Below are 23,127 nucleotides of genomic sequence, written 5' to 3' on the forward strand. Positions count from 1 at the left end.
CTCGAGCATCTACGCGGCATCGCCCTCGGATTCCGCAACCTCGGCCACTACATCTTGCGGTCCCTGATCCATTCCGGACAGCTCGCCGAACGCCTGGATGCACTCTGAATCAGGAAGAGCCGGTAAGCTCGCGGGCCTGCTTGCGGCCCATCTGGTGACGCGACGATTGGATTGCCAGGTGTAGGAAGCGAGACCATGAACTAGCCCTCGTGGGGTCCGAGTGGAGCTCTACGATATGTGCGCATACCGGGCCCGAAATCGAGTCAGCGACTGTCAGCGGCTTCGACTCGCCCAGAAGTCGGGCGATCGTCAACGCGGTCACCGGGTCAATTCCGAGCTGACTAGCGAGGCTGACGCAAGACTGATTCGACTTATTCATCGCTGCTCCACGCTTTCATCCACTGGCCGACTGTCCAATCGAGGACACGGCTCATCGTCGTCCACCGCGTCTATTCCACCATTGGAGTCCGACATCGTGCAGCTGTCCGGGCGGTGGCCGACGCTTTGGCGGGCCGTCCGACTGTCGTAGCTTCCTCGGGAGCCCAGTCCAGAATCTGTGACCAGAGGGGCATTCCAGTCCAGGAATCCAGAATTTGCGTACGCCAGTCCAGAAACTGACCGCGCGCGGCACGGGCGGAGTGTGACCCACTCCACTAAACGTACAGAGTTGAGCGGAATGCACTCAACCCTGGTGGCGTTACACCTCGCGTATGGCTCATACTTGAGCCTGTTGGACTAAAGAGAGAAAGGTACACGCCCGTGGACAGCTTCAACCCGACCACCAAAACGCAGCAGGCCCTGAGCGCTGCTGTGCAGGCGGCGGCCTCTGCTGGCAACTCCGACGTGCGCCCGGCCCACATCCTGGTGGCCCTGCTCGATCAGTCCGACGGCATCGCCGCACCGCTGCTCAAGGCGGTCGGGGTGGACCCGTCGGCGGTTCGGTCGCAGGCCCAGGCGCTGGTGAACCGAGCGCCGACGGTGTCCAGCGCGAGCGCGCAGCCGCAGCTCTCCCGCGAATCGATCGCGGCCATCAGCGCGGCTCAGCAGCTTGCCGGCGAGCTCGACGACGAATACGTGTCCACCGAGCACATCCTGGTCGGGTTGGCCACCGGCGACTCCGACACCGCCAAGCTCCTGGCGAATGTCGGCGCCACCCCGCAGGCCCTGCGCGACGCCTTCGTGTCCGTGCGTGGCAGCGCGCGGGTGACCAGCGAGGACCCCGAGTCGACCTATCAGGCGTTGGAGAAGTACTCCACCGACCTGACCGCAGCCGCCCGTGAGGGCAAACTCGACCCGGTCATCGGCCGCGACACCGAGATCCGCCGCGTGGTGCAGGTGCTGAGCCGCCGCACCAAGAACAACCCGGTCCTCATCGGTGAACCCGGCGTCGGCAAGACGGCCATCGTCGAGGGCCTCGCCCAGCGGATCATCGCCGGCGACGTCCCTGAGTCCCTGCGCAACAAGACGGTCATCTCCCTGGACATGGGTTCGATGGTGGCCGGCGCCAAGTACCGCGGCGAGTTCGAAGAGCGGCTCAAGGCCGTGCTCGACGAGATCAAGGGATCGGCCGGACAGGTCATCACCTTCATCGACGAGCTGCACACCATCGTCGGCGCCGGTGCGACCGGCGACTCCGCGATGGACGCCGGCAACATGATCAAGCCGATGCTCGCCCGCGGTGAGCTGCGGCTGGTGGGCGCCACCACCCTGGAGGAGTACCGCCAGCACATCGAGAAGGATGCTGCCCTCGAACGGCGCTTCCAGCAGGTCTATGTGGGGGAGCCGTCGGTGGAGGACACCATCGGCATCCTGCGTGGGCTCAAGGATCGTTACGAGGTGCACCATGGTGTGCGCATCACCGACTCCGCGCTGGTGTCGGCGGCCACGCTGTCGGATCGCTACATCACCTCGCGCTTCCTGCCGGACAAGGCCATCGACCTGGTCGACGAGGCCGCGTCGCGGCTGCGGATGGAGATCGACTCGCGGCCTGTCGAGATCGACGAGGTCGAACGCATCGTGCGCCGCCTCGAGGTCGAAGAGGTCGCCCTGCAGAAGGAGACCGACGAGGCCTCGAAGGAACGACTGGAGAAGCTGCGCGGCGAACTGGCCGACCAGAAGGAGAAGCTCAACGAACTGTCGGCTCGCTGGCAGTCGGAGAAGACCGCCATCGACGCCGTGCGCGACGTCAAGGAGGAGCTGGAACGTCTTCGCGGAGAGGCCGATCGAGCCGAACGCGAGAGCGATCTGGGCCGTGCCGCCGAGCTGCGGTACGGCAAGATCCCCGGCCTCGAGAAGGAACTGGCGGCGGCGCTGGAGAAGACCGGCACCGACCCCGGCCAGGACGTGATGCTGCAGGAGGAGGTGGGCCCCGACGATGTGGCGCAGGTCGTGTCGTCGTGGACCGGCATCCCCGCCGGCCGCATGCTGGAAGGCGAGACCGCCAAGCTGCTGCGGATGGAAGATGAACTCGGACACCGGGTCATCGGCCAGAAGGCCGCCGTGCAGGCGGTGTCCGACGCGGTGCGGCGTGCCCGTGCCGGTGTCGCGGACCCGAACCGTCCGCTGGGCTCGTTCATGTTCCTCGGCCCGACCGGTGTCGGCAAGACCGAGCTGGCCAAGGCGCTGGCGGAGTTCTTGTTCGACGACGAGCGCGCCATGGTGCGTATCGACATGAGCGAGTACGGCGAGAAGCACAGCGTCGCACGGCTCGTCGGCGCCCCTCCCGGCTACGTCGGGTACGAGGCGGGTGGTCAGCTGACCGAGGCGGTGCGGCGCCGGCCGTACACGGTGGTGCTGTTCGACGAGATCGAGAAGGCCCACCCGGACGTGTTCGACGTGCTGCTGCAGGTGCTCGACGAGGGTCGCCTGACCGACGGTCAGGGCCGCACGGTGGACTTCCGCAACACCATCCTCATCCTCACGTCCAACCTGGGCGCGGGTGGTGACAAGGATCAGGTGATGATGGCGGTCCGCAGCAGGTTCAAGCCGGAGTTCATCAACCGCCTCGACGACGTGATCGTCTTCGACGCGCTGAGCCCGGAGGAACTGGTCTCCATCGTCGACATCCAGCTCGCCCAGCTGGGCAAGCGCCTGGCGCAGCGTCGCCTCGAGCTGTCGGTCACCCCGAAGGCAAAGGAGTGGCTGGCCGAGCGTGGCTTCGATCCGCTCTACGGTGCCCGTCCGCTACGGCGGCTGGTGCAGCAGGCGATCGGCGACCAGCTCGCGAAGGCGTTGCTGGCCGGTGACATTCACGACGGCGACGTGGTGCCGGTGAATGTGGGTGCCGACGGGGAATCGTTGGTGCTCGGCTGAGCGGGCAGAGTCGGAACTGACTGAAATCGGCTCCCTCAGGTCGGACCGAGGGGATACCCCCTCGGAACTGTCCGAGGGGGCCGATTTCAGTCATGGGCGGATTCTTGCGTTACGGGTTTCGATACGCGCCGGGCTCGCAAGCTCGCTCGGCGCTACTCAACCCGCGGGGCAGGGTCGAGCCGCTGCGAATCTCGCGGGGTGGGGTCGGGCCGCTGCGAAACTCGGGGGGCGGGGCGGGCCGCTGTGTAACTCGCGGGGTGGGGTCGGGCCGCTGCGAAACCCGCCACGGCGATGGGGCCCCCAACTCGATGGTCGAGTAGTCGCGAGCGGCAGCGAGTGACGTATCGAGACCGGCCTCAGCTACCGACCTCGGCCGCGGCCCGATACAACCACGAGACGACCAGCGCGCCCGGATCGACCACGCCGCGGGCATTCTCGCCCACATAGCTCGCCCGACCCTTGGCGGCGGTGGTGTCGCGGGTGGATTCGGCGCCGTCCTCGGCTGCCTGCGCGACCTCATCGAGCGCCGCGCCCCCGGCCAACGCGTCGGCTGCCGGGGCCAACGCGTCGACCATGGTGTTGTCGCCGACCTCCGCGCCACCGAGGTCCTTGATCTCGGCGAGTGCTGCGGCCGTGCCGTCGCGCAGGGCCGCAGCGAAGTCGTCGGATTCCGCGAACGCGGACGCGAGCTGACGGAACAGCACCCCGAACACGGCGCCGGAGGTACCACCGGCGCGCACCAGGAACGAGGTGCTGATCGCCGTCAACACCTCGGCATCCGTCCCGCGAAGCGGCGCCTCGAAATGGCCGAGCGCCGCCTGCATGTTGGTGCCGAAGTCTCCGTCCCCGGCCTGCTGATCCAGCGCGGTCAGGTCGTCGATCGAATCGCGAACGCGAGTCACAAAGGTTGTCAGCCACGCCGACTCGTCGCCCTCGGAGGCGGCGTCGTCGGGTTCGGTGAACTCGACATCACTCACCTCTGCCGGACCGCGGCCGATGTGCGCGGGCCACGCCGGCGCGTCGGTGTCGGCGTCGAACAGGTCCAGGATCTCGTCGTCGTGACGGACGAGGGTGATCGAGAAGCCGGTCATGTCCAGGGCGGTGACATAGGTGCCGACCATCGAGCGACCGACCGTGACGCCGCGCTGCGACAGATCGGCGACAACCTCCCCGAACACCAGCGACAACTCGAGCGGATGGGCTGAGCCGAGGCCGTTCACCAGGCAGATCACCCGCTCGCCCGCACCGAGACCCAGTGATTCCACGATGCGATCGAGCATGCGGTGAACCAACTCCCGTGCCCCGACCTGCTGGGTCCGCGCCTCACCGGCCTCACCGTGGATGCCGACACCGAACTCCATCTGGCCTGGTTCGAGGTCGAAGGTCGCCGACTGCGCTCCGGGGATGGTGCAGGCGCGGTAGGCAACCGCGAAGCTGCGGGCGTTGTCGGCGGTCCGGCGGCCGAGTTCGGCGACTGTTGCGAGGTCGTCCCCGCGGGCGGCCGCTGCGCCACAGATCTTTTCGACGACGATGGTCGCCCCGGTCCCGCGGCGACCGGGACCGGACTCGGACTCGGTCGCGGCGTCGTCGTCGACGAGGACGTGATCGGTGGCGACTTCCTCGCGGAGCAGGTGACGGGCGATCCGGAAGTTCATCACGTCGCCGGTGTAGTTCTTCACCACGTGCAACACGCCCTGCCCGCGGTCGGCCCATCGGGTGGCGCCGACGATCTGCAGTGCGTTCGGTGATGTGAACACCAGGCCTGGGCAGGCGGCGTCGAGCAGGCCCGCGCCGATCAGCCCGGCGTGCATCGGTTCGTGGCCCGACCCGCCGCCGGAGATCACCGCGACACCGGAGCCCGGAGCCTCGCGACGGTGCAGGAAACCGGGGTCGGGCCGCCAGGCGATGCGCGGGTTGGCGGCGAGAAAGCCGCGCAGTGCGTCGGTGATGAAGGTGTCGGGGGAGTTGAGGACGTACTGGTGTGCGGTCACGACTCCACCCTAGGCAGCGTGACCCGGCTCCAAGTGGGTGCGAAGTCTGCGCATGCCGTCGCGGATGCGGGATTTGACGGCCGGCAACCCGATGCCCAGCCGGTCGGCGACCTCGCGATAGGTCAGACCCTGAAAGTAGGCCAGCTCCACAGATTCTCGCTGCAGGTTGGTCAGCGCGTCCATGCCGTCTCGGACTTCCCGGCGTCGGGCGCGGATCTCCACGGCATCGGATACCTCGTCGACCTCGGGGCGTAGCGAGGCCAGCCCGTATTCGGTGGTGCGCCGATGCGATGCCGTCTCCGACCGCACGCGGTCCACCGCGCGGCGATGCGCCATGGTGATCAGCCACGACAACGCCGACCCCGCGGCGGGATCGAACGCCGATGCCGACCGCCACACCTCCAGATAGACCTCCTGAGTGGTCTCCTCGCTGTATCCGGGGTCGCGCAGCACACGCTGGACCATTCCGAAGACCCGCTCGCACGTGCTGTCGTAGAGGGCGGCGAACGCGGCATGGTCGCCGCCACCGACACGTCGGAGTAGGTCGGCGAGGTCGATATCCGAATCGGTCACGGTGCGCGTCGCGGTGGCGGGCGAAATGTCGAGAACCGTCATGGATGAACCTGTCGCGTCATGAGTGTTGCAGCCGATACGAAAACGCTATCGACGATTCGGGTCCACACCCGCTGTCGGCAGACCATCTGCGATGCATTTGCAACTCGGATAACGGAAAGGTAACGGCGGTTCATCCGCCGGCCAGCCGTCGATCGAGGTTGATGGCCGCACTGATCAGCGACAAATGAGTGAAGGCCTGCGGCAGGTTGCCGAGCTGCTCGCCGGTCAACCCGATCTGCTCGGCGTAGAGGCCCAGATGATTGGCGTGGGTGAACATCTTCTCCATCGCCAGCCGGGCGTCGGCGAGACGGCCCGAGCGTGTCAACGCCTCGACGTACCAAAACGAGCACAGCGAGAAAGTGCCCTCGCCGCCGTCGAGGCCGTCGTGGCCGTCGGTGGTGTCGTAGCGGAACACCAGCGAGTCGCTGACGAGTTCGTCTTCGATGGCCCGAAGCGTGCTCTGGAAACGGTCGTCGGTGGGCGCCAACAGTTTCACGGCCGGAATCAGGAGCAGCGAGGCGTCCAGGCGGTCGGCGTCGAGGGTCTGCACGAAGGCGCCCAGCTTCTCGTTCCAGCCGCGTTCCATGATCTGGGTGAAGATCTCGTCGCGGGCCGTCATCCAGCCGGCGATATCGCCGGGCAGCCCACGCTGACGACTCATCCGGATCATCCGCTCCAGCCCTACCCAGCACATCAGCCGCGAGTACACATGATGGCGCGGTTCGGTGCGGACCTCCCAGATGCTCTGATCCGGTGCGTCCCAGTTGTCGACCAGCCAGGCCGCTACGTCGCAGAGCTGAGTCCACGACTGATACGAGATGCCCGGTCCGTACTTGTTGAACAGATACACCGAGTCGATGAGCTCGCCATAGATGTCGAGTTGGCGTTGCTGGGCGGCGGCGTTGCCGACCACCACCGGCGACGACCCGCGGTAGCCCTCCCAGTCCAGCCGCGTCTCCGTCGGCGGGGGATCACCATCGAGGGTGTACATCAGGCGTAGTGGCCCGGTCTGTTCGTCCACGCCGTCGTCGAACCGGCAGGTCAACCACTGCATGAACGCAGCGGCCTCGTCGGTGAACCCGAGTCGCAGCAATGCGTACAGCGTGAATGCGGTGTCGCGGATCCAGACGTAGCGGTAGTCCCAATTACGTTCGCTACCAATGCTCTCCGGCAGCCCGGCGGTCACCGCCGACACGACGGCACCACTCGGCTCGTGCGTGAGCAGTTTCAACGTCAGCGCCGAGCGGTGGACCATCTCGCGCCACCGGCCGGCGTAGGTCGACTGCGAAATCCACGATTGCCAGAATGCGACGGTCTCGGCCACCACCTCCGGGGCGCGGTCGTGGGCGAAACAGTCGTCGGCGATGGGTTCGGGCGCTGCGACGGTGGTCATCGACTCGCCGGTGTGGATGGTGAAGGTGGTTTCGAGGTCATTGTCGTCGCCGATCTGCCAGTCGGCGTCGGCGAGGATGTGTAGGGCGAATTCCTCGGCGGAGAACGTTGCTCGTCCGGGGTCGCCCAGTGCGACGGTGTGCGGGGCGCGCCCGTAGTCGAATCGCGGCGCGATGCGCATTCGGAATCTCACCTTGCCGCGGACACACACCACTCGCCGCACGATGCGGGTGCGGTGCTTGGGATCGTGTGGTCGCGCGATCGGCATGAGGTCCTGGACCTCGGCCACACCGTCGTCGCTCATGAAGCGGGTCACCAGGACGTTGGAGTCGGGCAGATAGAACTGCCGGGTCGTCACATCCCCATCGATCTGCTCTATCGTCCACGCGCCGCCACGCTCGGCGTCGAGCAGCGAACCGAAGACGCTCGGGGAGTCGAACCGGGGGCAGCAGAACCAGTCGATGCGTCCGTCGACCCCGATCACCGCGGCGGTGCGTAGATCGCCGATGACGCCATGGTCGGCGATCGGGAGATACGCGGGCGTGGGGGAGGACGTGGTGGTGGCGCCGTCGCAGCGGGTGGACATATCCGCACCGTAGGCAGGCTCGCGCGCCCGCGGCCGCCGTCGACCGCATACGGTCACAGAGTCGTGATCCGATGCCACGATTCGATATCGATGGGTCGTCGGGCCGCGGGCGCTTGACCCTGACACCGTGTGAGGCAGGAGTGTGATCGTGTCATGTTCACCATCGGAGATTTCGCCACCATGGGTCGGGTGTCGGTGCGGATGCTGCGGCACTACGACTCGATCGGGCTCCTGCAACCGGCACGCGTCGACGAGTACACGGGCTACCGGTACTACGAGGCCGATCAGCTGCGTCGACTCAACCGGCTCGTCGCGCTGAAGGATCTCGGGTTCACCTTGTCCGAGGTGACCCGGATCATCGACGCCGACGTCGACACCGCCGAGCTGCGCGGCATGCTGACTCTGCGGCAATCGCAGGTGGCCGCCCAGATCGAGGCCGACACCGACCGGCTCCGGCGCATCGAGGCGAGACTTCGGATGATCGAAAGGGAAGGCACCATGAGCACCACCTCTGTCACTGTGAAATCCGTCGAGGCACTCCGGATCGCGTCGATCAGCGGAGTCGCCGAGAGCACCGACTCCGCCGATGTCGCGCCCGTCATCCAACCTCTGTTCGGTCAATTGTTCGCCGCACTCGGGCCGGCCGGTGTGGAACCCGCGGGTCCGATCGTCGCGACCTATGCACCCACGGCAGACGGCAAATTGTCCGTCAGCGCGGCATGCACCGTCGCCGACGGGGTGACCGTCGACGGTCTCGTGATCTCCACCCTGCCGGCTCAGGAGCAGGTTGCTTCGTATGTGCACCACGGCGAGATGGCCAACATCGGTGAGGGATATCAGATCCTGGCCACCTGGATCGACGACAACGGCTACATCACCGACGGCACCGCACGTGAGGTGTACCTGCTCAGTCATCCCGAGCCCGAGGAGAAGTGGCAGACCGAACTGCAGATGCCGATCACCGCGTCGGCCTGAGGCGTCGGGGCCGGGCCCGCTGGTATCCCGCGCCGGACTCTAGTGCGAAAAGCGCGGCAAGTTGTCCTCCACCCAGTCGCGAAGTGCGTCAAGCGGCACCGAGGCGTCGGCGCCCAGGTCGGTCAGTGCGTACTCCACGTGTAGCGGCACCGCCGGATACACGGTGCGCGTCAGGATGCCGTGCTCTTCGAGTCGGCGCAGCGTGGCGGTGAGCACCTTCGGGCTGATGCCGTCGAGTCGCGTGCGGAGCTCACCGAAACGCATCGGGCCCGACCGCAGGGCACCGATGATGAGGGCGCTCCATTTGTCGGCGAGGAGGTCGAGCATCCCTCGGCAGGGGCATGTGGCCGAGTAGGCGTCACCGCGGTGTTGAGCTGTGCTCATTTATCCTCCTGACGTGCATAGGTTCCCGAAGGATACCAATATCCCTTGCGGGTAACCAGGGTCCTCTGGATACTGTCAGCGCCATGCCGACAACCACATCTGCCATCGCCGCCACCGCACCCGGTCCGATCGACGCCGACACGTCGTTCGTCACGCTCGACGTCGTCGTGGACGACCCCGGCCCACATGATCTGCTCGTGGAGGTTCGGGCCGTCTCGGTCAACCCGGTCGACGTCAAGGTCCGCGCCTCGTTCGATCCCGCCGACGGACCGAAGGTGCTCGGCTTCGACGCGGCCGGTGTCGTGGTCGGGGTCGGATCGGCAGTCACCCGCTTCGCTGTGGGTGACGAGGTCTACTACGCGGGTGTCATCAACCGTCCGGGTAGCAACGCCGCTGTCCAGCTGGTTGACGAGCGCATCGTGGGGCACAAGCCGGCATCACTGAGCTTCGGTGATGCGGCGGCTTTGCCGCTCACGTCGCTGACCGCGTGGGAGGTGCTGTTCGACAAGTTGCGGCTCGAGGAGTCCTCCGCTGGAACACTTCTGGTGGTCGCCGGGGCAGGTGGCGTGGGTTCGATGGTCACGCAGTTGGCGCGGAAGCTGACGGGAGTGACCGCGATCGCAACCGCGTCGCGGCCCGGCTCGGCCGACTGGGTACGGGATCTGGGGGCACACCACGTGGTGGCTCCGCGAGAGATGCGCGATCAGGTTGGCGCCTTGGCGCCGGAAGGGGTCGACTACGTGTTCTCACCCCACTCCCGCGGCAACGTGGAGACCTACGCCGAGATCATGGGCGTGCACGGTCAGGTGGTGGCCATCGACGAACCGGAGGGACTCGACACGTTGCCGCTGAAGAGCAAGAGTCAGAGCTGGCACTGGGAGCTCATGTTCAGCAAACCGCTTTATCTTCCGTCCGACGACAGTCAGCATCGAATACTCGATGAGGTGGCGCGGTTTGTCGACGACGGCACGATCCGCAGCACGGTGAATCAGGTCTTCGAGGGATTCACCGTCGAGAATCTCCGCGAGGCGCACCGCATCTCCGAGAGCGGCGGAGCCATCGGGAAAACCGTCGTCATCCGTTGACCATCGGACGTGTCGGAGCCCAGCGGTAGGGTGCGTTGATCGCCGAACCTGAGGAGTGCCATGTCGTTCGTGACCACCGGAGCCGATGGCGCGACGCGCTGCGGCTGGGCCGCTGTCGAGCCGGAGACGACGTATCACGACGAGGAATGGGGATTCCCGCTCGAGGGCGACGATGCGTTCTTCGAGCGGGTCGCCCTCGAAGGGTTCCAGTCCGGCTTGAGTTGGCGCACCATCCTCACCAAGCGGGAGAACTTCCGGGCCGCGTTCGTCGGATTCTCCATCGAGAAGGTCGCCCGTTTCACCGACTCCGATGTCGACCGGCTCCTCGGCGATGCGGGCATCATCCGTCACCGTGGCAAGATCGAGGCGACCATCAACAACGCCCGCCGCGCGGAGGAGCTCATCGAGAAGGAGGGCTCACTACCGGGTTTTTTCTGGCGCTTCGAGGCGGAGGCGGCGGCGGAGCCACAGTCGCAGACCACGTCGGTGGAGTCGGTTGCGCTGTCCAAGGACCTCAAGAAGCGAGGCTGGAAATTCGTCGGACCCACCACGATGTTCGCGTTGCTGCAGGCCAGCGGGATCGTCAACGACCACGCGGTGCAGTGTGTGACGCGCGAGCGGGTCGCGGCCGCGCGGGCAGCGGCACGTCCTGCGGGTCCAATCGGCTGACGCCGGTCGGCTGGGGTCGCGCGGGCCGTCGACGACCTGCGGGAACGGAATCGACCTGCGGGAACGGTGTCGTCCCGCGTGGACCGAGAGAACCCGCGTCATCGCCATCGAAATGGGCGACTGACCAGCGTCGATCGCGTAACACAAATGTCATCTCGCACAGATTGTTGACAATCCGACAACGTGTCATCATTCCAGCATGAAACCGGTAGAGGTAACGGGTGTCCCCCAGCATCAGGTGGGCATTGGGATGGTGTGCCCGTTCGATATGGCGCTCGACCGGGAGCTGTGGCGGTGGATGCCCGACTCGGCGTCGATCTACTTCACGCGCACGGGCTTCATCGATGCCCCGGTGGATGTCGACCTGTGCCGCGACCTCAACAACCACGCAGACATCACCACCGCTGTCCGCAGCATCACTGCGGTCGGCCCGCGCGTGGTCGGATACGCCTGTGCATCAGGAAGTTTCGTCTACGGAATGACCGGGGCCAAGGAGCTGTCGCACTGCATGGTGGCCGCCGGAGCGAAGGCCGCGGTGACCACCTCGGAGGCGCTGGTGCGGGCGCTTGACGCCATGGACCTCGGCCGCATCGCAGTGGCAACCCCGTACACATCAGCGCTGACCGGCCTGCTGTGTGACTTCATCGGCGAGGCCGGCCGAACGGTGGTGTCACAGGCAGGATTGGGCCGTGACCATGAGATCTGGACGATTCCGTATGCGGTGACCTGCGACCTGATCCGGCAGGCCGACCATCCCGACGCCGATGCCATCTTCGTGTCCTGCACCAATCTCTGGACCTACGAGATCCTCGGCCTGATGGAGGCCGAACTCGGCAAGCCGGTGCTGTCGGCCAATCAGGTCACCGCGTGGGCCACCCTGTCCGAAGCGGGCCTGGTGGCCGAGTCGTTGTCCGCCGACGATGGGCAGTCGTTGTTCGCGCGCGTAGCCTGACATCCATGTCCGATGCACCGTTCGGCGAGGCCGCCGACGCCAAGTACGTCCTGCTGACCACGTTCCGCAAGGACGGCACGCCGAAACCCACGCCCATCTGGGCGGCGATGGATGGCGATCGCATGGTGATGTGGACGGAGGCCGAGTCGTGGAAGGTCAAGCGCATCCGCCGCGACGGCAGGGTCGTCGTGCAGGCGTGCGACGCCCGCGGCAAGACCACCCGTGGCGCCGCGGTCGACGGCACCGCCGAGATCCTCGACCCGGCAGCCACCGAACACGTCCGCGACCTCATCAAGGGTAAGTACGGCCTGCTGGGCAAGGTGTTGGTCACGGCGTCGACGTGGCGGCGCGGCAAGGCAGGCACCGTGGGCATCGCGATCACACCTTCGGTGACATGACGTCGGGCGCAATGATCGAGTGACTTCCGTTTCCGTTGGTGTGTTGGCAGGCAACGTATTTCGATCTGATTGAGGCATCTCTGTCGGCAATCGATGTGCGCCATCGGGATTCGTTAGGCTACACTGGGCTGCGGTGTGCCGGGAAGCCTGGTCGGCCACGAGGTGATGTCACTGTCGTGACACCCACGTGCAAGTTGTCGACGATGAAAGGCCAAGGACACCACATGTGGGTACATCATTGCTCGGTGAGCGCAAGGGATCATGATCGTGTGGCGAACGATGTGTCGCCATGACCGGGCGGGGATCGGCGGAAACCGTTGATACGCAGCACCGTCAGACGCCGACGGGACGGCTCGCCGATGTGCTGCGGCGGGACACCGTCGGCGGATTCCTGCTCCTGGGTGCGGCGCTACTGGCGCTCGTATGGGCGAACTCGCCCTGGAGTGACGGGTACGAGACCCTCGGAGACACCCAGGTCGGTGCCGACGTCGTCGGTCTGCATCTCGACCTGAGCCTCACGGCGTGGGCTGCCGACGGCTTGCTCGCGATCTTCTTCTTCGTCGTCGGACTCGAACTCAAACGGGAATTCGTGGCCGGCGATCTCCGTGACCCGCGCCGCGCGGCCCTGCCGGTTGCCGCGGCACTGGGCGGCATGATCGTCCCCGCAGCACTGTTCATCGCCGTGACCTACCGTCAGGGTGCCGACGCGATGCAGGGCTGGGCCATACCGGCGGCCACCGACATCGCCTTCGCCATCGCGATTCTCGCAGTGGTCGCAACACATCTGCCGGTCGCGCTACGGACGTTTCTACTCACACTCGCCGTCGTCGATGACCTGCTTGCCATCACCATTATCGCGGTGTTCTACAGCGACAGCATCGACCTGACCTTCCTGGGTCTGGCAGTGATTCCGTTGGTGCTGTTCGCGATTCTCGTGCAGCGGCGCATCACATCCTGGTGGCTCCTGGTGCCGCTGGCCGGGCTCACCTGGACCTTCGTGCACGAGTCGGGAGTGCACGCGACGGTTGCCGGAGTGCTACTCGGGTTCACCGTGCCGGTGTTGCGTGCCGGCACAACCGGTGATCGCGACGACGGCCCGGGGCTGGCCGAACGTTTCGAGCACACGATCCGACCGCTCTCCTCGGGCGTGGCCGTTCCGGTGTTCGCGTTCTTCGCTGCGGGGGTGGCCTTTGGCGGGGTCGGCGGTCTCGTCTCGGCACTGCAAGAGCCGGTGGCGATGGGGATCGTCGCAGGACTGGTGATCGGAAAGGTGGTGGGGATCTTCGGGACCACCTGGCTGGTGGCGTCGGTGACCCCGGCATCGCTGGACTCCAGTCTCAAGTGGGTCGATGTGATCGGGGCGGCCATGCTGGCCGGCATCGGATTCACCGTGTCGTTGTTGATCGGTGAACTCGCCTTCGCCGGCGACCCTGACCGACAGGAGTACGTCAAAGTGGGCGTGCTGTTCGGTTCGGTGGTGTCGGCGACGCTGGCAACAGTGGTCCTACGGTCTCGGAACCGTCACTATCGCCGACAGCACGAACACGAGGTGCGTGATCGGTCCGTACTGCCTGTCGAGTAGCGGGCAGCGTGGGGACGTTGTCGAGATCGGTTGCGGTGGTTGGTGGCGGCGGGCTCGCGGGCTCGCTCGCCGCTACTCAACCAGCGGGGGATGCACTCCCGCCGACGCTACTCGGGATTCGGGAACGGTGCCGCCGAACAGCGCCCCCAAGCCGTCGACGGACAGTTGTAGGCCGACTAAACGTGTTGCCTGCCAAGTGGTCACCTGATTCGCAGTGAGTACGGGTTTGCCGACCTCGCGTTCGAGATCGGCGATCCAGCCGATGGTGTGCAGCGCGGTGTCGGGAACCAACACCGCCTCGGTGTAGGCCGAGTCGGCCGCGCGGACCATCTCGAACAGGTTGTCGCCGTCCAGGATTCCCGCTTCGGTCGCGGTGTGTACGTCGTGGGCCGACGAGGACACCACCGAGATGCCTGCGCCGGCGAGGAAGGTCGTGAAACCGTCGGCGACCGGAGCGGGATACGTGGCGGCAACCGACACCGACGTCACACCGAGCTCGCGGCAGGCAGCGGCGAATGCCAGGGACGTCGAAGACACCGGCAGACCCACCTGGTCGGCCACCCGGGCGACCTGTTCATGTGCGCCCTCCCAGCCGTATAGGAAGCTGCCGGACGTGCAGGCCCAGATCAGGGCGCCCGGCTCATGGCGCATGGCGCGCTGGGCTCCCTCGCGCAGCGGGGTATCGGTTCCCACGGCGCGCATGGCCTCCACCGTGTGATCGTCGGATTCGATCTCGGTGATGACCACCGGCAGCCGGATCGCGCCGTCGAGGCCGGTCTCGGCGAGCGGGTAGTCGTCTTCGGCGGCATGACCTGGATAGAGCAATGCGACGGTTGGCGTTCTGGTTGTCACTCACAGACCTCCCGGGTAGATTGTCAACAATCTACCAAGAACCGCACGATCTGCTGAAGGAACCGATGGACACAACCGCACGCTGGTGCACCGCCACCGAGCTCGGGGCGGGGTACCGGTCGGGGGCACTCTCCCCGGTCGCCGTGACCGAAGAACTACTCGCGACCATCGACGACGAGAACCCTGTCATCAACGCATTCTGCCTGGTCGACTCCGACGCGGCGATGCGCGACGCCCGCGAGTCCGCCCGACGACACGCGGACGGCATTCCCGTGGGTCCGCTCGATGGCGTGCCGGTGAGCATCAAGGATCTCTTCCTGACAGCGGGCTGGCCCACCCTGCGGGGATCCGAACTGATTCAACCCGAGGATGACGCCTGGACCGTCGATGCTCCGGTGGTGGCACGCCTGCGTGAGGCGGGCGCGGTGCTGCTGGGCAAGGTCACCACGCCGGAGTTCGGCTGGAAGGGCGTCACCGACAGCCCGCGGTGCGGTGTCACCCGCAACCCGTGGAACTCCGACCGCACCTCTGGTGGCTCGAGTGGCGGCAGTGCGGCGGCGGTGGCGGCCGGTCTCGGTCCGCTGTCGGTCGGCACCGATGGCGGCGGATCGATCCGCATTCCCGCATCCTTCTGCGGGATCGTCGGTTTCAAACCGACCTTTGGTCGTGTCCCGCTGTATCCGGCGAGTCCCTTCGGGACTCTGGCACATGCCGGCCCGATGACGCGCACGGTCGCCGACTGCGCGACGATGCTCGACGTGCTGAGTGGATTCGATCCGCGCGATTGGTGGGCGATGCCGACACCGACCACGAGTTCGGCCGAGAAGCTCGCGCTCGCACCGGATCATCTGGACGGAGTCCGGATCGCCTACAGCCCCGATCTGGGTTTCGGAACCAACTCCCCAGTGGTGCAACGCAACACCGAGGTAGCCGTCGATGCATTGCGTGGGCTGGGTGCCTCGGTGACCGAGATCGACCTGAGCTGGTCGGACCCGGCATGGGCGTATCACATCCTGTGGTTCAGTGGCGCCGACGTGGTGGTGCGCGCGCTGGGCCCGGGCGCGCACGAGAAGATCGACCACGGTTTGGCTGCGGCATTGGCCCGTCACGCCGGTTTCTCGGCAACCGACTACCTCGATGCCACCGCCGTGCGGATGGCGCTCGGCGTCGAGATGGGTAACCTGCATCTCGACTACGACGTGCTCATCACACCCAGCACGCCGCGGGTAGCGTTCGAGGCCGGCGTCGACGTGCCGGCTGGATCTGACTCGCCGGACTGGACGTCGTGGACGCCCTATTCCTATCCGTTCAACCTGACCGGTCAACCGGCGATCACCGTGCCGAGCGGATTCGACGATGACGCGATTGCGCCGTTGCCGACCGGCCTGCAGATCGTCGGTGCCCGCCACGCCGACGACACGGTACTGCGGGTGGCGGCGGCATACGAGCGTATCGCGCCGTTCCGGACCCGGGAGGGCGCACGATGAGCGACCGCTACATCACGGTCACACTCGAACAGCGCGGTGTCACCGCGGTGGCGCGCTTGCTCGACGACGAGGCGCCGCGTACCGCGGCGGCCGTGTGGGATGCGCTTCCGTTGGGTGACCAGGTATATCACGGCAAATTCGCCCGCAACGAGATCTACACCCTGCTACCGGCCTTCGCGCCGGTCGAGCCGGGTCCGGAGAACACCACCGTGACCCCGATCCCCGGCGACCTGTGCTACTTCACCTTCGACGGCGTGCTCGACAACCCTGCTTACGGGTATGAACCCGGCGGTGCGCCGGGCGCACATCGTCTGCTGATCGATCTCGCGGTCTTCTACGGACGCAACAATCTGCTGATCAACGGGGACGTGGGCTGGGTGCCGGGCAACGTGTTCGGGACCATCACCGAGGGGCTCGACGCGTTCGCCGCGGCGTGCAATGACATCTGGATGGGCGGCGCGCGCGGCGAAACACTCTCGTATCGGCGTGCATGAGAGTAAACAACAAGGGGTAATGCAGATGAGTGGAACGCGGCAACGAGGATCCGGACGCAAACGGGTCCTGACCCCGCTCGTGCAGGAGTCGACGCCGGCGATCATCGCGCGCAAACTGCACGATGCCATCGCCAACGGCGACTTCGCGCCGGGGTCGCAATTGACCGAATCGGGGCTGGCCGCCGACCTCGGGGTGAGCCGTGGACCGCTGCGGGAAGCGATGCAACGACTCACCGCCGAAGGGTTGCTCGTCAGCCATCGGAATCGCGGCCTTTTCGTTGTGTCGATGGACAATTCGGACATACGGGACATGTACGTGGCGAGAACTGCAGTCGAACGTGCCGCGGTGGAACAGGTGATCTATCGTGGGGATCACGACGCCATCGACGACTTGAATGATGTAGTGGCACAGATGCGAGAGTTCATCGATGACCCGAACGGGGTCGAGATGGCCGACGCAGACATGCGTTTTCACCAGACGCTGGTGGATCACGCCGCCAGCCAGCGACTTTCGCGGTTGCACGAAACGATCCTGGTGGAGACGCGAATGTGTCTGCGGGCGATGCGGGGAACCTACGCATCGGGAAAGGAACGGATAGAGGAACATCAGGCATTGGTCGACGCCATCGCGGCGAAAAACGCGCCGGCGGCCGACGCGCTGATGATCGAGCACATGAACGACGGACTGCACCGACTGGTCGGAGATGACATTCCCGATCTGGCCGGCGTGGTGTCGGCGGGGTGATCGCAGCAGGTCTCTGATCGGTCCCATCTCGTCATCGTTGCTTCTCGATCGCACCACGCGTCGTTCACCTCCGTGAACCCCACACACGACAACTGGCCGAACCAAATCGAGGAAGGCTCAGATGACGAATCCCACGCCGTCCGCGGCGAATGCACACCCCAGACCCGATCCGGAATCACCCGAGGGAAAGTCGATCCTGCGCAAAGCAATCAGCGCATCGGCCATCGGCAACGCCACCGAGTGGTATGACTACGGTGTCTACGCCGCGACCGCGACGTATCTGACCGACGCCTTCTTCCCCGGCGATCTCGGCACCCTGGGCACGATGCTCGGGTTCGCCATCTCATTCGTGCTCCGCCCCCTCGGCGGCTTCGTCTGGGGACCCATCGGAGACCGCATCGGACGACGTTCGGTGCTCGCCCTGACCATCGTGCTGATCTCCGGTGCGACCGCGTTGATCGGCGTCCTTCCCACCCACGCCGTGGCCGGCGTGTGGGCTCCGGTACTGCTGATCCTGCTGCGTGTGGTGCAAGGATTCTCCACCGGTGGCGAGTACGGCGGCGCGGCAACCTTCATGGCCGAGTACGCACCCGACAAGAAGCGCGGACGCTACGGCAGTTTCCTCGAATTCGGCACTCTCGCCGGATTCGTCCTCGGATCCGCGGTGGTGTTGTTGCTCGACCTGCTGCTGACCGACGACGCGATGGCCACCTGGGGATGGCGCCTGCCGTTCTTCCTCGCCCTCCCGCTCGGCCTCGTCGGGCTCTACCTCCGTACCCAGGTCGACGAGTCCCCGGTGTTCGAGGAACTCGAGGACGAACACAAACTCGAGGCGTCACCCGGTCGTGAGCTGATCGACCTCGTCAAGACGTACTGGCAGCCCGTCGTGGTCATGTTCGGCATGGTGATCGCCCTCAACGTGGCCAATTACACGCTTTTGGCGTATCAGCCGACGTACCTCGAGAACACCATCGGGATGAGTACGGACACGTCTACGGCGGTCATCCTCATCGGTGAGTTGGTGATGATGGCGGTGATCCCGTTCTTCGGCGCCTGGTCTGACCGGACCGGACGAAAACCGATGTGGTGGGCGTCGCTCATCGGCCTGTTCGTCCTCGCATTGCCGCTGTACTGGCTGATGGGCCAGGGCTTTGGCTGGGCGATCATGGGCTTCGTGATCCTCGGTCTGCTCTACATCCCGCAGCTGTCCACCATTTCGGCGACCTTCCCGGCGATGTTCCCGACGCAGGTGCGGTATGCGGGCTTCGCGATCTCCTACAACGTGGCCACCGCCGCGTTCGGTGGTACTGCGCCGCTGGTGAACGACGCGGTGGTGGAGGGGACCGGATGGAATCTGTTCCCCGCGTTGTACATGATGATCGCGTGCGCCATCGGTATGGTCGCTCTGGTCTTCCTCAAGGAGACCGCGGGAGTGTCGATCCGGGGCTCGGAGATCCCGTCCAAGGAACGCGATCTCGCGATGGCCGCACGGGCGGCCTGACGGGGTCGGCCGGGCGGGTGTGTGTTGGGGGGATCTCGATACGCACGCTCGCCTGGCGGCTCGCGGGCTACTCGATCAGCAGAGGTAGCGCGCGCTCGCCTGGCGGCTCGCGGGCTACTCGATCAGCAGAGGTAGTGCGCGCTGGCCTGGCGGCTGGTGGGTTACTCGATCAGCAGAGGTAGTGCGCGCTGGCTTGGCGGCTCGCGGGCTACTCGATCAGCAGAGGTAGTGCGCGCTGGCATGGCGGCTGGTGGGTTACTCGATCAGCGGTGGTGGTCGGACCGACTCTCAGCTCAGTAGCCGCAGGGCGGTGAGCGCGTAGGCCCGGGCGGCAGTCTCCAGGTCGGCGATCGCCACCGATTCGTCGGGTTGATGTGCCTCGCTGTGGATTTCGCCCGGTCCGCAGACGATGGCCGGGATGCCCAGATCGCGGCTGACAAAGCCGCCATCGCAGGCGGCGCTCCAGCCGCCGACCGAGGTGGTGCCACCGGCATCGGTGATGGCGCCAACGGTGGTACCGACCAGCGCGTGTGATTCGTCGGTGGCGAATCCCGGCATCTCCATGGTGACCCGAACATCCACCGACACTCCGTCGGTATCGATGTGGGCCGCCGAGATCGCCCGGCGCAGTTGAGCGGCGATGCTCTGGGCATCCTCGTGCGGCATCAGCCGTCGGTCGATGCCGAGACTGCACATCGGTGCCACCACCGAGATGCCTTGGCCGCCGGCAATCGTGCCCACATTCCAGGTGCCCGAACCGAGTAGGTCGTCCGACGTCATCGCCAGCTGATCATGATCAAAACGGATCAGATCGATGATGGACGCGGCCGCATTGATGGCGCTGCGACCGTCGGCCGGACGCCCGGAATGAGCTGCACGCCCAGTGATGTCGATCTCCAGGTAGGAGGCGCCACGGCACCCCCGGACCACTTCGAGGTCGGTGGGTTCGGCCACGATGCAGCCGGCAAACTCGTGATCGGGTTGCTGAGCGACGAAATCGCGCACACCGATCCCGTGCTCCTCCTCGTCGACCGTGCACACCAGCCGGACAGGTCCGGTCAGCTCGGCACCATAGGCGCCGGCATGTGACAGCGCCTGCATGGCGACCACGGCCGCCGCCAACCCACCTTTCATGTCGGTGGCGCCACGCCCGTACAACCGGCCGTCGGCAAAGCGCGCGCGGTACGGGTCCGCCGACCAGCCCGGGCCGGCGGGCACCACATCGGAGTGTCCCAGCAACATCAACCCCGGTCCGTCACCTGCGGCCATGGTGGCCACCAGATTCGGTCGCCCCGGCTCCACTTCTCGCGTCGCGACCGAGAAACCCGCGCTGCGGCAGGCCTTCTCGAGCACCTCGACCGCTGCGGCCTCGGTGCCGCCGGGATTCTCACTGGATGCCTCGACGAGACTCGCCGTCAGCATGGCGACGGTATCGGCGTTGATGTGGGACAACACGCCGGACTCGGCTTCGGACAGGGACACGTCGCGACCTCCGGGAGCTCTTCTGGTCATCGAATGGATTCCGTCATCCAGTATGAGCCATCTTCTCCAGCGTGCCGGTCAGGCGGGCGATGCCCTCCTCGATCCGCTCCGGGGTACTCGAGGCGAAGCACAGCCGCATGGCGTTGCGGAACCGACCACCCGGCGACAGCGCGGGACCGGGGATGAACGCCACCCCGTCGGCCAGCGCCTGCTCGAACAACTCGCGGGTGTCGATCTCGGCGAACTCCTCACGCAGGGTGACCCAGAGGAAGAAGCCGCCGTCCGGGTTGGTGGTGACCACCCGATCGCCGAGATGTCGAGCGATGGAGTCCAGCATGGCCTCCTTGCGTTCCCGGTAGAGCTTGCGGATTCCGGCGAGATGATCCTCCAGGCCGCCGCGGGCGATGTACTCGGCCACGATGTGCTGGTTCGGCACATTCGTGCAGGTGTCCATCGCCTGCTTGCCGTTGATGAGCAGTTGGCGCAACGACGCGTCGGCGTCGACCCAACCGACGCGCCAGCCCGGCGCGAGGATCTTGGAGAACGTCCGCACCGAGAAGATCAGTGGGTCCTTGGGGCTCAGCGTCTGGAACGTGGGCAGGTCCTCGCCGGCGAAACGCAGCAGGCCGTACGGGTCGTCGTCGATGATCACCGCACCCCACTTGTGGGCCAGGCGCAGCAGTTCGCGTCGGCGCTCCTCGGACAGGGTCACACCCGACGGGTTCTGGAAGGTCGGGATCGTGTAGATCGCCTTGGGCGTCTGATGGGTGTGGGAGACGAGATCCTCTAGGGTGTCGACCTGCATGCCGTCCTCGTCGGTCGGGACCTCGAGCAGCTGCGCACCGTAGGAGAGGGCGGTGGCGCTGCCATTTGTGTACGTGGGTGACTCGACGACCACCAGATCGCCCGGATCGACGAACAGCTTGCAGGCCAGATCGAGGCCCTGCATGCCGCCGGTGGTGATGACCAGCCGGTCGAGGCTGGACGGATCCGGGGTGGTGGCCAGGTAGTCGACCAGCAGTTGTAGCAGGCGCGGTTCACCCTCGGTGGCACCGTAGGTGAACGACGAGTTGTCGAGGATCTCCCCGGCGATCTGCCGGAACTCGTCGGCCGGTACCGCTTCGTCGGCGGGTGAGCCCATCGCGAAGCGCACGATGTCGTGGGTCTGGGCCGCCAGCAGCGACGTGGACGAGTCGATCATCGAGCCGACCAGATCTTTGGCCCGGCCCGCCAGCGGCAGGGTGGGACCGGAATGGCGCAGGTTGTGGGTGTCGGCGGTGGCGGTCATCGGTTCACCTCTCTCGGCGTGGTTGGGGCCCTTCGTAACGCTCGGCTAGCGCCCCGCTCCTCAGGGGTCGGGGGGTGACGCTCGGCCGTCAGGGATCGGGGCTTCATTTTCGGATCAGCTCCCGCGGGAAACTCGTGAACGTCTCCACTCCGGTGGGGCTGACCCGCACCGATTCGGAGAGTTCGAAACCGTAGTCGTCCATCCACATTCCGCACACGATGTGGAAGGTCATGTTGGTCTCCAGGATCGTCTCGTCCTCAGTGCGGATGCTGATGGTGCGCTCGCCCCAGTCGGGCGGGTATCCGATACCGATCGAATAGCCCAGGCGGGATGGCTTTTCGAGCCCGTACTTGGCCAGCGTCCAGTTCCAGGTGGACGCCAGTTCGCGAGTGGCGACGCCCGGACGGATGGCCTCGAGGACGTTGTTGAGACCTTCCGCGGTGGCGTTGGCGACGTAGTCGAGATCTTTCGACGGTGTGCCGAGGGACACCGTGCGGGCCAAGGGACAGTGATATCGGTTGTGGGCGCCGGTGAGTTCGATGACGACCGCCTCGTCGTCGGTGAACGTGCCCTGATGCCAGGTGAGATGCGGTGTGTCGGCGGCGGCCCCGGTCGGCATCATCGGCACGATCGCCGGATAGTCACCGCCGAAGTCCGATGTCCCGGTGATCTGCGCCTGCGAGATCGCCGCAGCTGCATCGCATTGGCGAACACCGACGTCGATGGTCTCGATGGCTGCGCGCATCGCCTCCGAACACACCATGCCGGCCTGGCGCATCAACTGGATCTCGGCGTCGGATTTCACCGACCGCACCCAGTTGACCAATTCGAAGTTGTCCACCAGTTTCCATTCCGGAATGGCGTTGTACAGGGCCCGGTAGGCCTTGGGGGAGAAGAAGTGCGAATCCATCTCCAACCCCACCGACCCGGCCCGCGACGCCGGTGCGATCTGGTGGCGCTGGCGCAACGCCCATGCCACCCAGTCGAATGCGTGGACGTGCGGACGGTGCACGTAGCTCTCCGGGTAGCCGACAATCTGATCCTCGGGTAGCCATGAAGTCCGGTGTGCGCCGTGCGCATCCATCTCCCGGGCGAAGAACACCATCTCGCCCTCGATCGGCACGAAGAGCATCTGTGGGGTGTAGAACGACCACGCGTTGTACCCGATGAGATAGAAGATGTTGGCGGGGTCGGTGACGATGATCGCCGAGAGGCCCTGCCGGTCCATGAGTTCGCGGACACGGGTCAGGCGCTGCTCGTACTCGCTGTCGGTGAACAGCTGAGCGCCGAGGTACATCCGTGGTCTCCTGTCGGGTCGTCCCGGCCGATGGTGCGGC

19 protein-coding genes are annotated in these 23,127 nt (G+C 66.0%); 11 read left to right on the forward strand and 8 right to left on the reverse strand.

All coding sequences use genetic code 11. The annotated features are described in order from the left end of the window. The first annotated feature begins 759 nt into the window (after positions 1-759). Positions 760-3,312: an ATP-dependent chaperone ClpB gene (gene clpB / locus L1892_RS14985; RefSeq protein ID WP_235724408.1), complete on the forward strand. Its 2,553-nt coding sequence runs from the start codon at positions 760-762 to the stop codon at positions 3,310-3,312. A 356-nt stretch (positions 3,313-3,668) separates the two neighbouring features. Here the strand turns inward: clpB and L1892_RS14990 are convergent, their stop codons facing one another. The 3 genes from L1892_RS14990 to L1892_RS15000 all read right to left on the reverse strand — a co-directional run bounded on the left by L1892_RS14990 (position 3,669) and on the right by L1892_RS15000 (position 7,896). Beyond that, on the reverse strand, positions 3,669-5,303 hold the full coding sequence (locus L1892_RS14990) for a dihydroxyacetone kinase family protein (RefSeq protein WP_235724409.1): 1,635 nt from the start codon (positions 5,301-5,303) through the stop codon (positions 3,669-3,671). Positions 5,304-5,312: 9 nt separating this feature from the next. Further along, positions 5,313-5,918 carry an ECF RNA polymerase sigma factor SigK gene (gene sigK / locus L1892_RS14995; RefSeq protein WP_235724410.1) on the reverse strand — a complete coding sequence of 202 codons (606 nt, stop codon included), beginning with the start codon at positions 5,916-5,918 and terminating at the stop codon, positions 5,313-5,315. A 130-nt stretch (positions 5,919-6,048) separates the two neighbouring features. Beyond that, complete coding sequence (locus L1892_RS15000) at positions 6,049-7,896, reverse strand: glycoside hydrolase family 15 protein (protein ID WP_235724411.1); 1,848 nt, start codon at positions 7,894-7,896, stop codon at positions 6,049-6,051. Positions 7,897-8,049: 153 nt separating this feature from the next. On the opposite strand from L1892_RS15000, the gene L1892_RS15005 reads away from it, so the two are divergent. Next, positions 8,050-8,871, forward strand: a complete 822-nt coding sequence (locus tag L1892_RS15005) for a MerR family transcriptional regulator (RefSeq protein WP_235724412.1) — start codon at positions 8,050-8,052, stop codon at positions 8,869-8,871. A gap of 39 nt (positions 8,872-8,910) precedes the next feature. Here the strand turns inward: L1892_RS15005 and L1892_RS15010 are convergent, their stop codons facing one another. Beyond that, a complete protein-coding gene (locus tag L1892_RS15010; RefSeq protein WP_235724413.1) occupies positions 8,911-9,255 on the reverse strand; it encodes a winged helix-turn-helix transcriptional regulator in 345 nt (114 codons plus the stop codon). A gap of 83 nt (positions 9,256-9,338) precedes the next feature. Here L1892_RS15010 and L1892_RS15015 point away from each other — a divergent pair, with 83 nt between their 5' ends. From L1892_RS15015 to nhaA, 5 genes are all read left to right on the forward strand, one after another. Beyond that, positions 9,339-10,340, forward strand: a complete 1,002-nt coding sequence (locus L1892_RS15015) for a zinc-binding alcohol dehydrogenase family protein (RefSeq protein WP_235724414.1) — start codon at positions 9,339-9,341, stop codon at positions 10,338-10,340. Positions 10,341-10,400: 60 nt separating this feature from the next. Then, positions 10,401-11,009 carry a DNA-3-methyladenine glycosylase I gene (locus tag L1892_RS15020; protein WP_235724415.1) on the forward strand — a complete coding sequence of 203 codons (609 nt, stop codon included), beginning with the start codon at positions 10,401-10,403 and terminating at the stop codon, positions 11,007-11,009. A gap of 199 nt (positions 11,010-11,208) precedes the next feature. Further along, positions 11,209-11,961: a maleate cis-trans isomerase family protein gene (locus L1892_RS15025; protein ID WP_235724416.1), complete on the forward strand. Its 753-nt coding sequence runs from the start codon at positions 11,209-11,211 to the stop codon at positions 11,959-11,961. 5 nt (positions 11,962-11,966) lie between these two features. After that, the gene (locus tag L1892_RS15030; RefSeq protein WP_235724417.1) at positions 11,967-12,359 is read left to right on the forward strand and encodes a PPOX class F420-dependent oxidoreductase; all 393 of its coding nucleotides are present in this window, start codon (positions 11,967-11,969) and stop codon (positions 12,357-12,359) included. Positions 12,360-12,648: 289 nt separating this feature from the next. Beyond that, on the forward strand, positions 12,649-13,941 hold the full coding sequence (gene nhaA / locus L1892_RS15035; RefSeq protein ID WP_235724418.1) for a Na+/H+ antiporter NhaA: 1,293 nt from the start codon (positions 12,649-12,651) through the stop codon (positions 13,939-13,941). A gap of 72 nt (positions 13,942-14,013) precedes the next feature. On the opposite strand, the gene L1892_RS15040 is transcribed toward nhaA, so the two are convergent. Further along, a complete protein-coding gene (locus L1892_RS15040) occupies positions 14,014-14,793 on the reverse strand; it encodes a maleate cis-trans isomerase family protein (protein ID WP_235724419.1) in 780 nt (259 codons plus the stop codon). A 65-nt stretch (positions 14,794-14,858) separates the two neighbouring features. Between L1892_RS15040 and L1892_RS15045 the strand changes: the two genes are divergently transcribed. The 4 genes from L1892_RS15045 to L1892_RS15060 all read left to right on the forward strand — a co-directional run bounded on the left by L1892_RS15045 (position 14,859) and on the right by L1892_RS15060 (position 19,020). After that, complete coding sequence (locus tag L1892_RS15045) at positions 14,859-16,280, forward strand: amidase (RefSeq protein WP_235724420.1); 1,422 nt, start codon at positions 14,859-14,861, stop codon at positions 16,278-16,280. After that, positions 16,277-16,774 carry a DUF3830 family protein gene (locus tag L1892_RS15050; protein WP_235724421.1) on the forward strand — a complete coding sequence of 166 codons (498 nt, stop codon included), beginning with the start codon at positions 16,277-16,279 and terminating at the stop codon, positions 16,772-16,774. Before L1892_RS15045 ends, L1892_RS15050 begins: the two co-directional genes overlap by 4 nt. Positions 16,775-16,799: 25 nt before the next feature. Beyond that, the gene (locus L1892_RS15055; RefSeq protein ID WP_235724422.1) at positions 16,800-17,519 is read left to right on the forward strand and encodes a GntR family transcriptional regulator; all 720 of its coding nucleotides are present in this window, start codon (positions 16,800-16,802) and stop codon (positions 17,517-17,519) included. 121 nt (positions 17,520-17,640) lie between these two features. Further along, positions 17,641-19,020 carry an MFS transporter gene (locus L1892_RS15060; RefSeq protein ID WP_235724423.1) on the forward strand — a complete coding sequence of 460 codons (1,380 nt, stop codon included), beginning with the start codon at positions 17,641-17,643 and terminating at the stop codon, positions 19,018-19,020. Between the two features lie 288 nt (positions 19,021-19,308). On the opposite strand, the gene L1892_RS15065 is transcribed toward L1892_RS15060, so the two are convergent. From L1892_RS15065 to L1892_RS15075, 3 genes are all read right to left on the reverse strand, one after another. Continuing rightward, on the reverse strand, positions 19,309-20,532 hold the full coding sequence (locus L1892_RS15065) for a M20 family metallopeptidase (protein ID WP_372475098.1): 1,224 nt from the start codon (positions 20,530-20,532) through the stop codon (positions 19,309-19,311). Positions 20,533-20,545: 13 nt separating this feature from the next. Continuing rightward, a complete protein-coding gene (locus L1892_RS15070) occupies positions 20,546-21,790 on the reverse strand; it encodes an aminotransferase-like domain-containing protein (protein WP_235724424.1) in 1,245 nt (414 codons plus the stop codon). A 103-nt stretch (positions 21,791-21,893) separates the two neighbouring features. Next, the gene (locus L1892_RS15075) at positions 21,894-23,087 is read right to left on the reverse strand and encodes a M24 family metallopeptidase (RefSeq protein WP_235724425.1); all 1,194 of its coding nucleotides are present in this window, start codon (positions 23,085-23,087) and stop codon (positions 21,894-21,896) included. Positions 23,088-23,127: the final 40 nt, after the last annotated feature.

Source organism: Gordonia tangerina, assembly GCF_021556435.1.
Classification (GTDB): domain Bacteria; phylum Actinomycetota; class Actinomycetes; order Mycobacteriales; family Mycobacteriaceae; genus Gordonia; species Gordonia tangerina.

Coding starts and splice junctions, on each gene's coding strand:
- L1892_RS15015 (WP_235724414.1), top strand. CDS start 9,339: ATGCCGACAACCACATCTGCCATCGCCGCCACCGCACCCGGTCCGATC.
- L1892_RS15005 (WP_235724412.1), top strand. CDS start 8,050: ATGTTCACCATCGGAGATTTCGCCACCATGGGTCGGGTGTCGGTGCGG.
- L1892_RS15060 (WP_235724423.1), top strand. CDS start 17,641: ATGACGAATCCCACGCCGTCCGCGGCGAATGCACACCCCAGACCCGAT.
- L1892_RS15000 (WP_235724411.1), bottom strand. CDS start 7,896: ATGTCCACCCGCTGCGACGGCGCCACCACCACGTCCTCCCCCACGCCC.
- L1892_RS15050 (WP_235724421.1), top strand. CDS start 16,277: ATGAGCGACCGCTACATCACGGTCACACTCGAACAGCGCGGTGTCACC.
- sigK (WP_235724410.1), bottom strand. CDS start 5,918: ATGACGGTTCTCGACATTTCGCCCGCCACCGCGACGCGCACCGTGACC.
- L1892_RS15045 (WP_235724420.1), top strand. CDS start 14,859: ATGGACACAACCGCACGCTGGTGCACCGCCACCGAGCTCGGGGCGGGG.
- L1892_RS15020 (WP_235724415.1), top strand. CDS start 10,401: ATGTCGTTCGTGACCACCGGAGCCGATGGCGCGACGCGCTGCGGCTGG.
- L1892_RS15010 (WP_235724413.1), bottom strand. CDS start 9,255: ATGAGCACAGCTCAACACCGCGGTGACGCCTACTCGGCCACATGCCCC.
- L1892_RS15030 (WP_235724417.1), top strand. CDS start 11,967: ATGTCCGATGCACCGTTCGGCGAGGCCGCCGACGCCAAGTACGTCCTG.
- nhaA (WP_235724418.1), top strand. CDS start 12,649: ATGACCGGGCGGGGATCGGCGGAAACCGTTGATACGCAGCACCGTCAG.
- L1892_RS15025 (WP_235724416.1), top strand. CDS start 11,209: ATGAAACCGGTAGAGGTAACGGGTGTCCCCCAGCATCAGGTGGGCATT.
- L1892_RS15065 (WP_372475098.1), bottom strand. CDS start 20,532: ATGACCAGAAGAGCTCCCGGAGGTCGCGACGTGTCCCTGTCCGAAGCC.
- L1892_RS15075 (WP_235724425.1), bottom strand. CDS start 23,087: ATGTACCTCGGCGCTCAGCTGTTCACCGACAGCGAGTACGAGCAGCGC.
- L1892_RS15055 (WP_235724422.1), top strand. CDS start 16,800: ATGAGTGGAACGCGGCAACGAGGATCCGGACGCAAACGGGTCCTGACC.
- L1892_RS15070 (WP_235724424.1), bottom strand. CDS start 21,790: ATGACCGCCACCGCCGACACCCACAACCTGCGCCATTCCGGTCCCACC.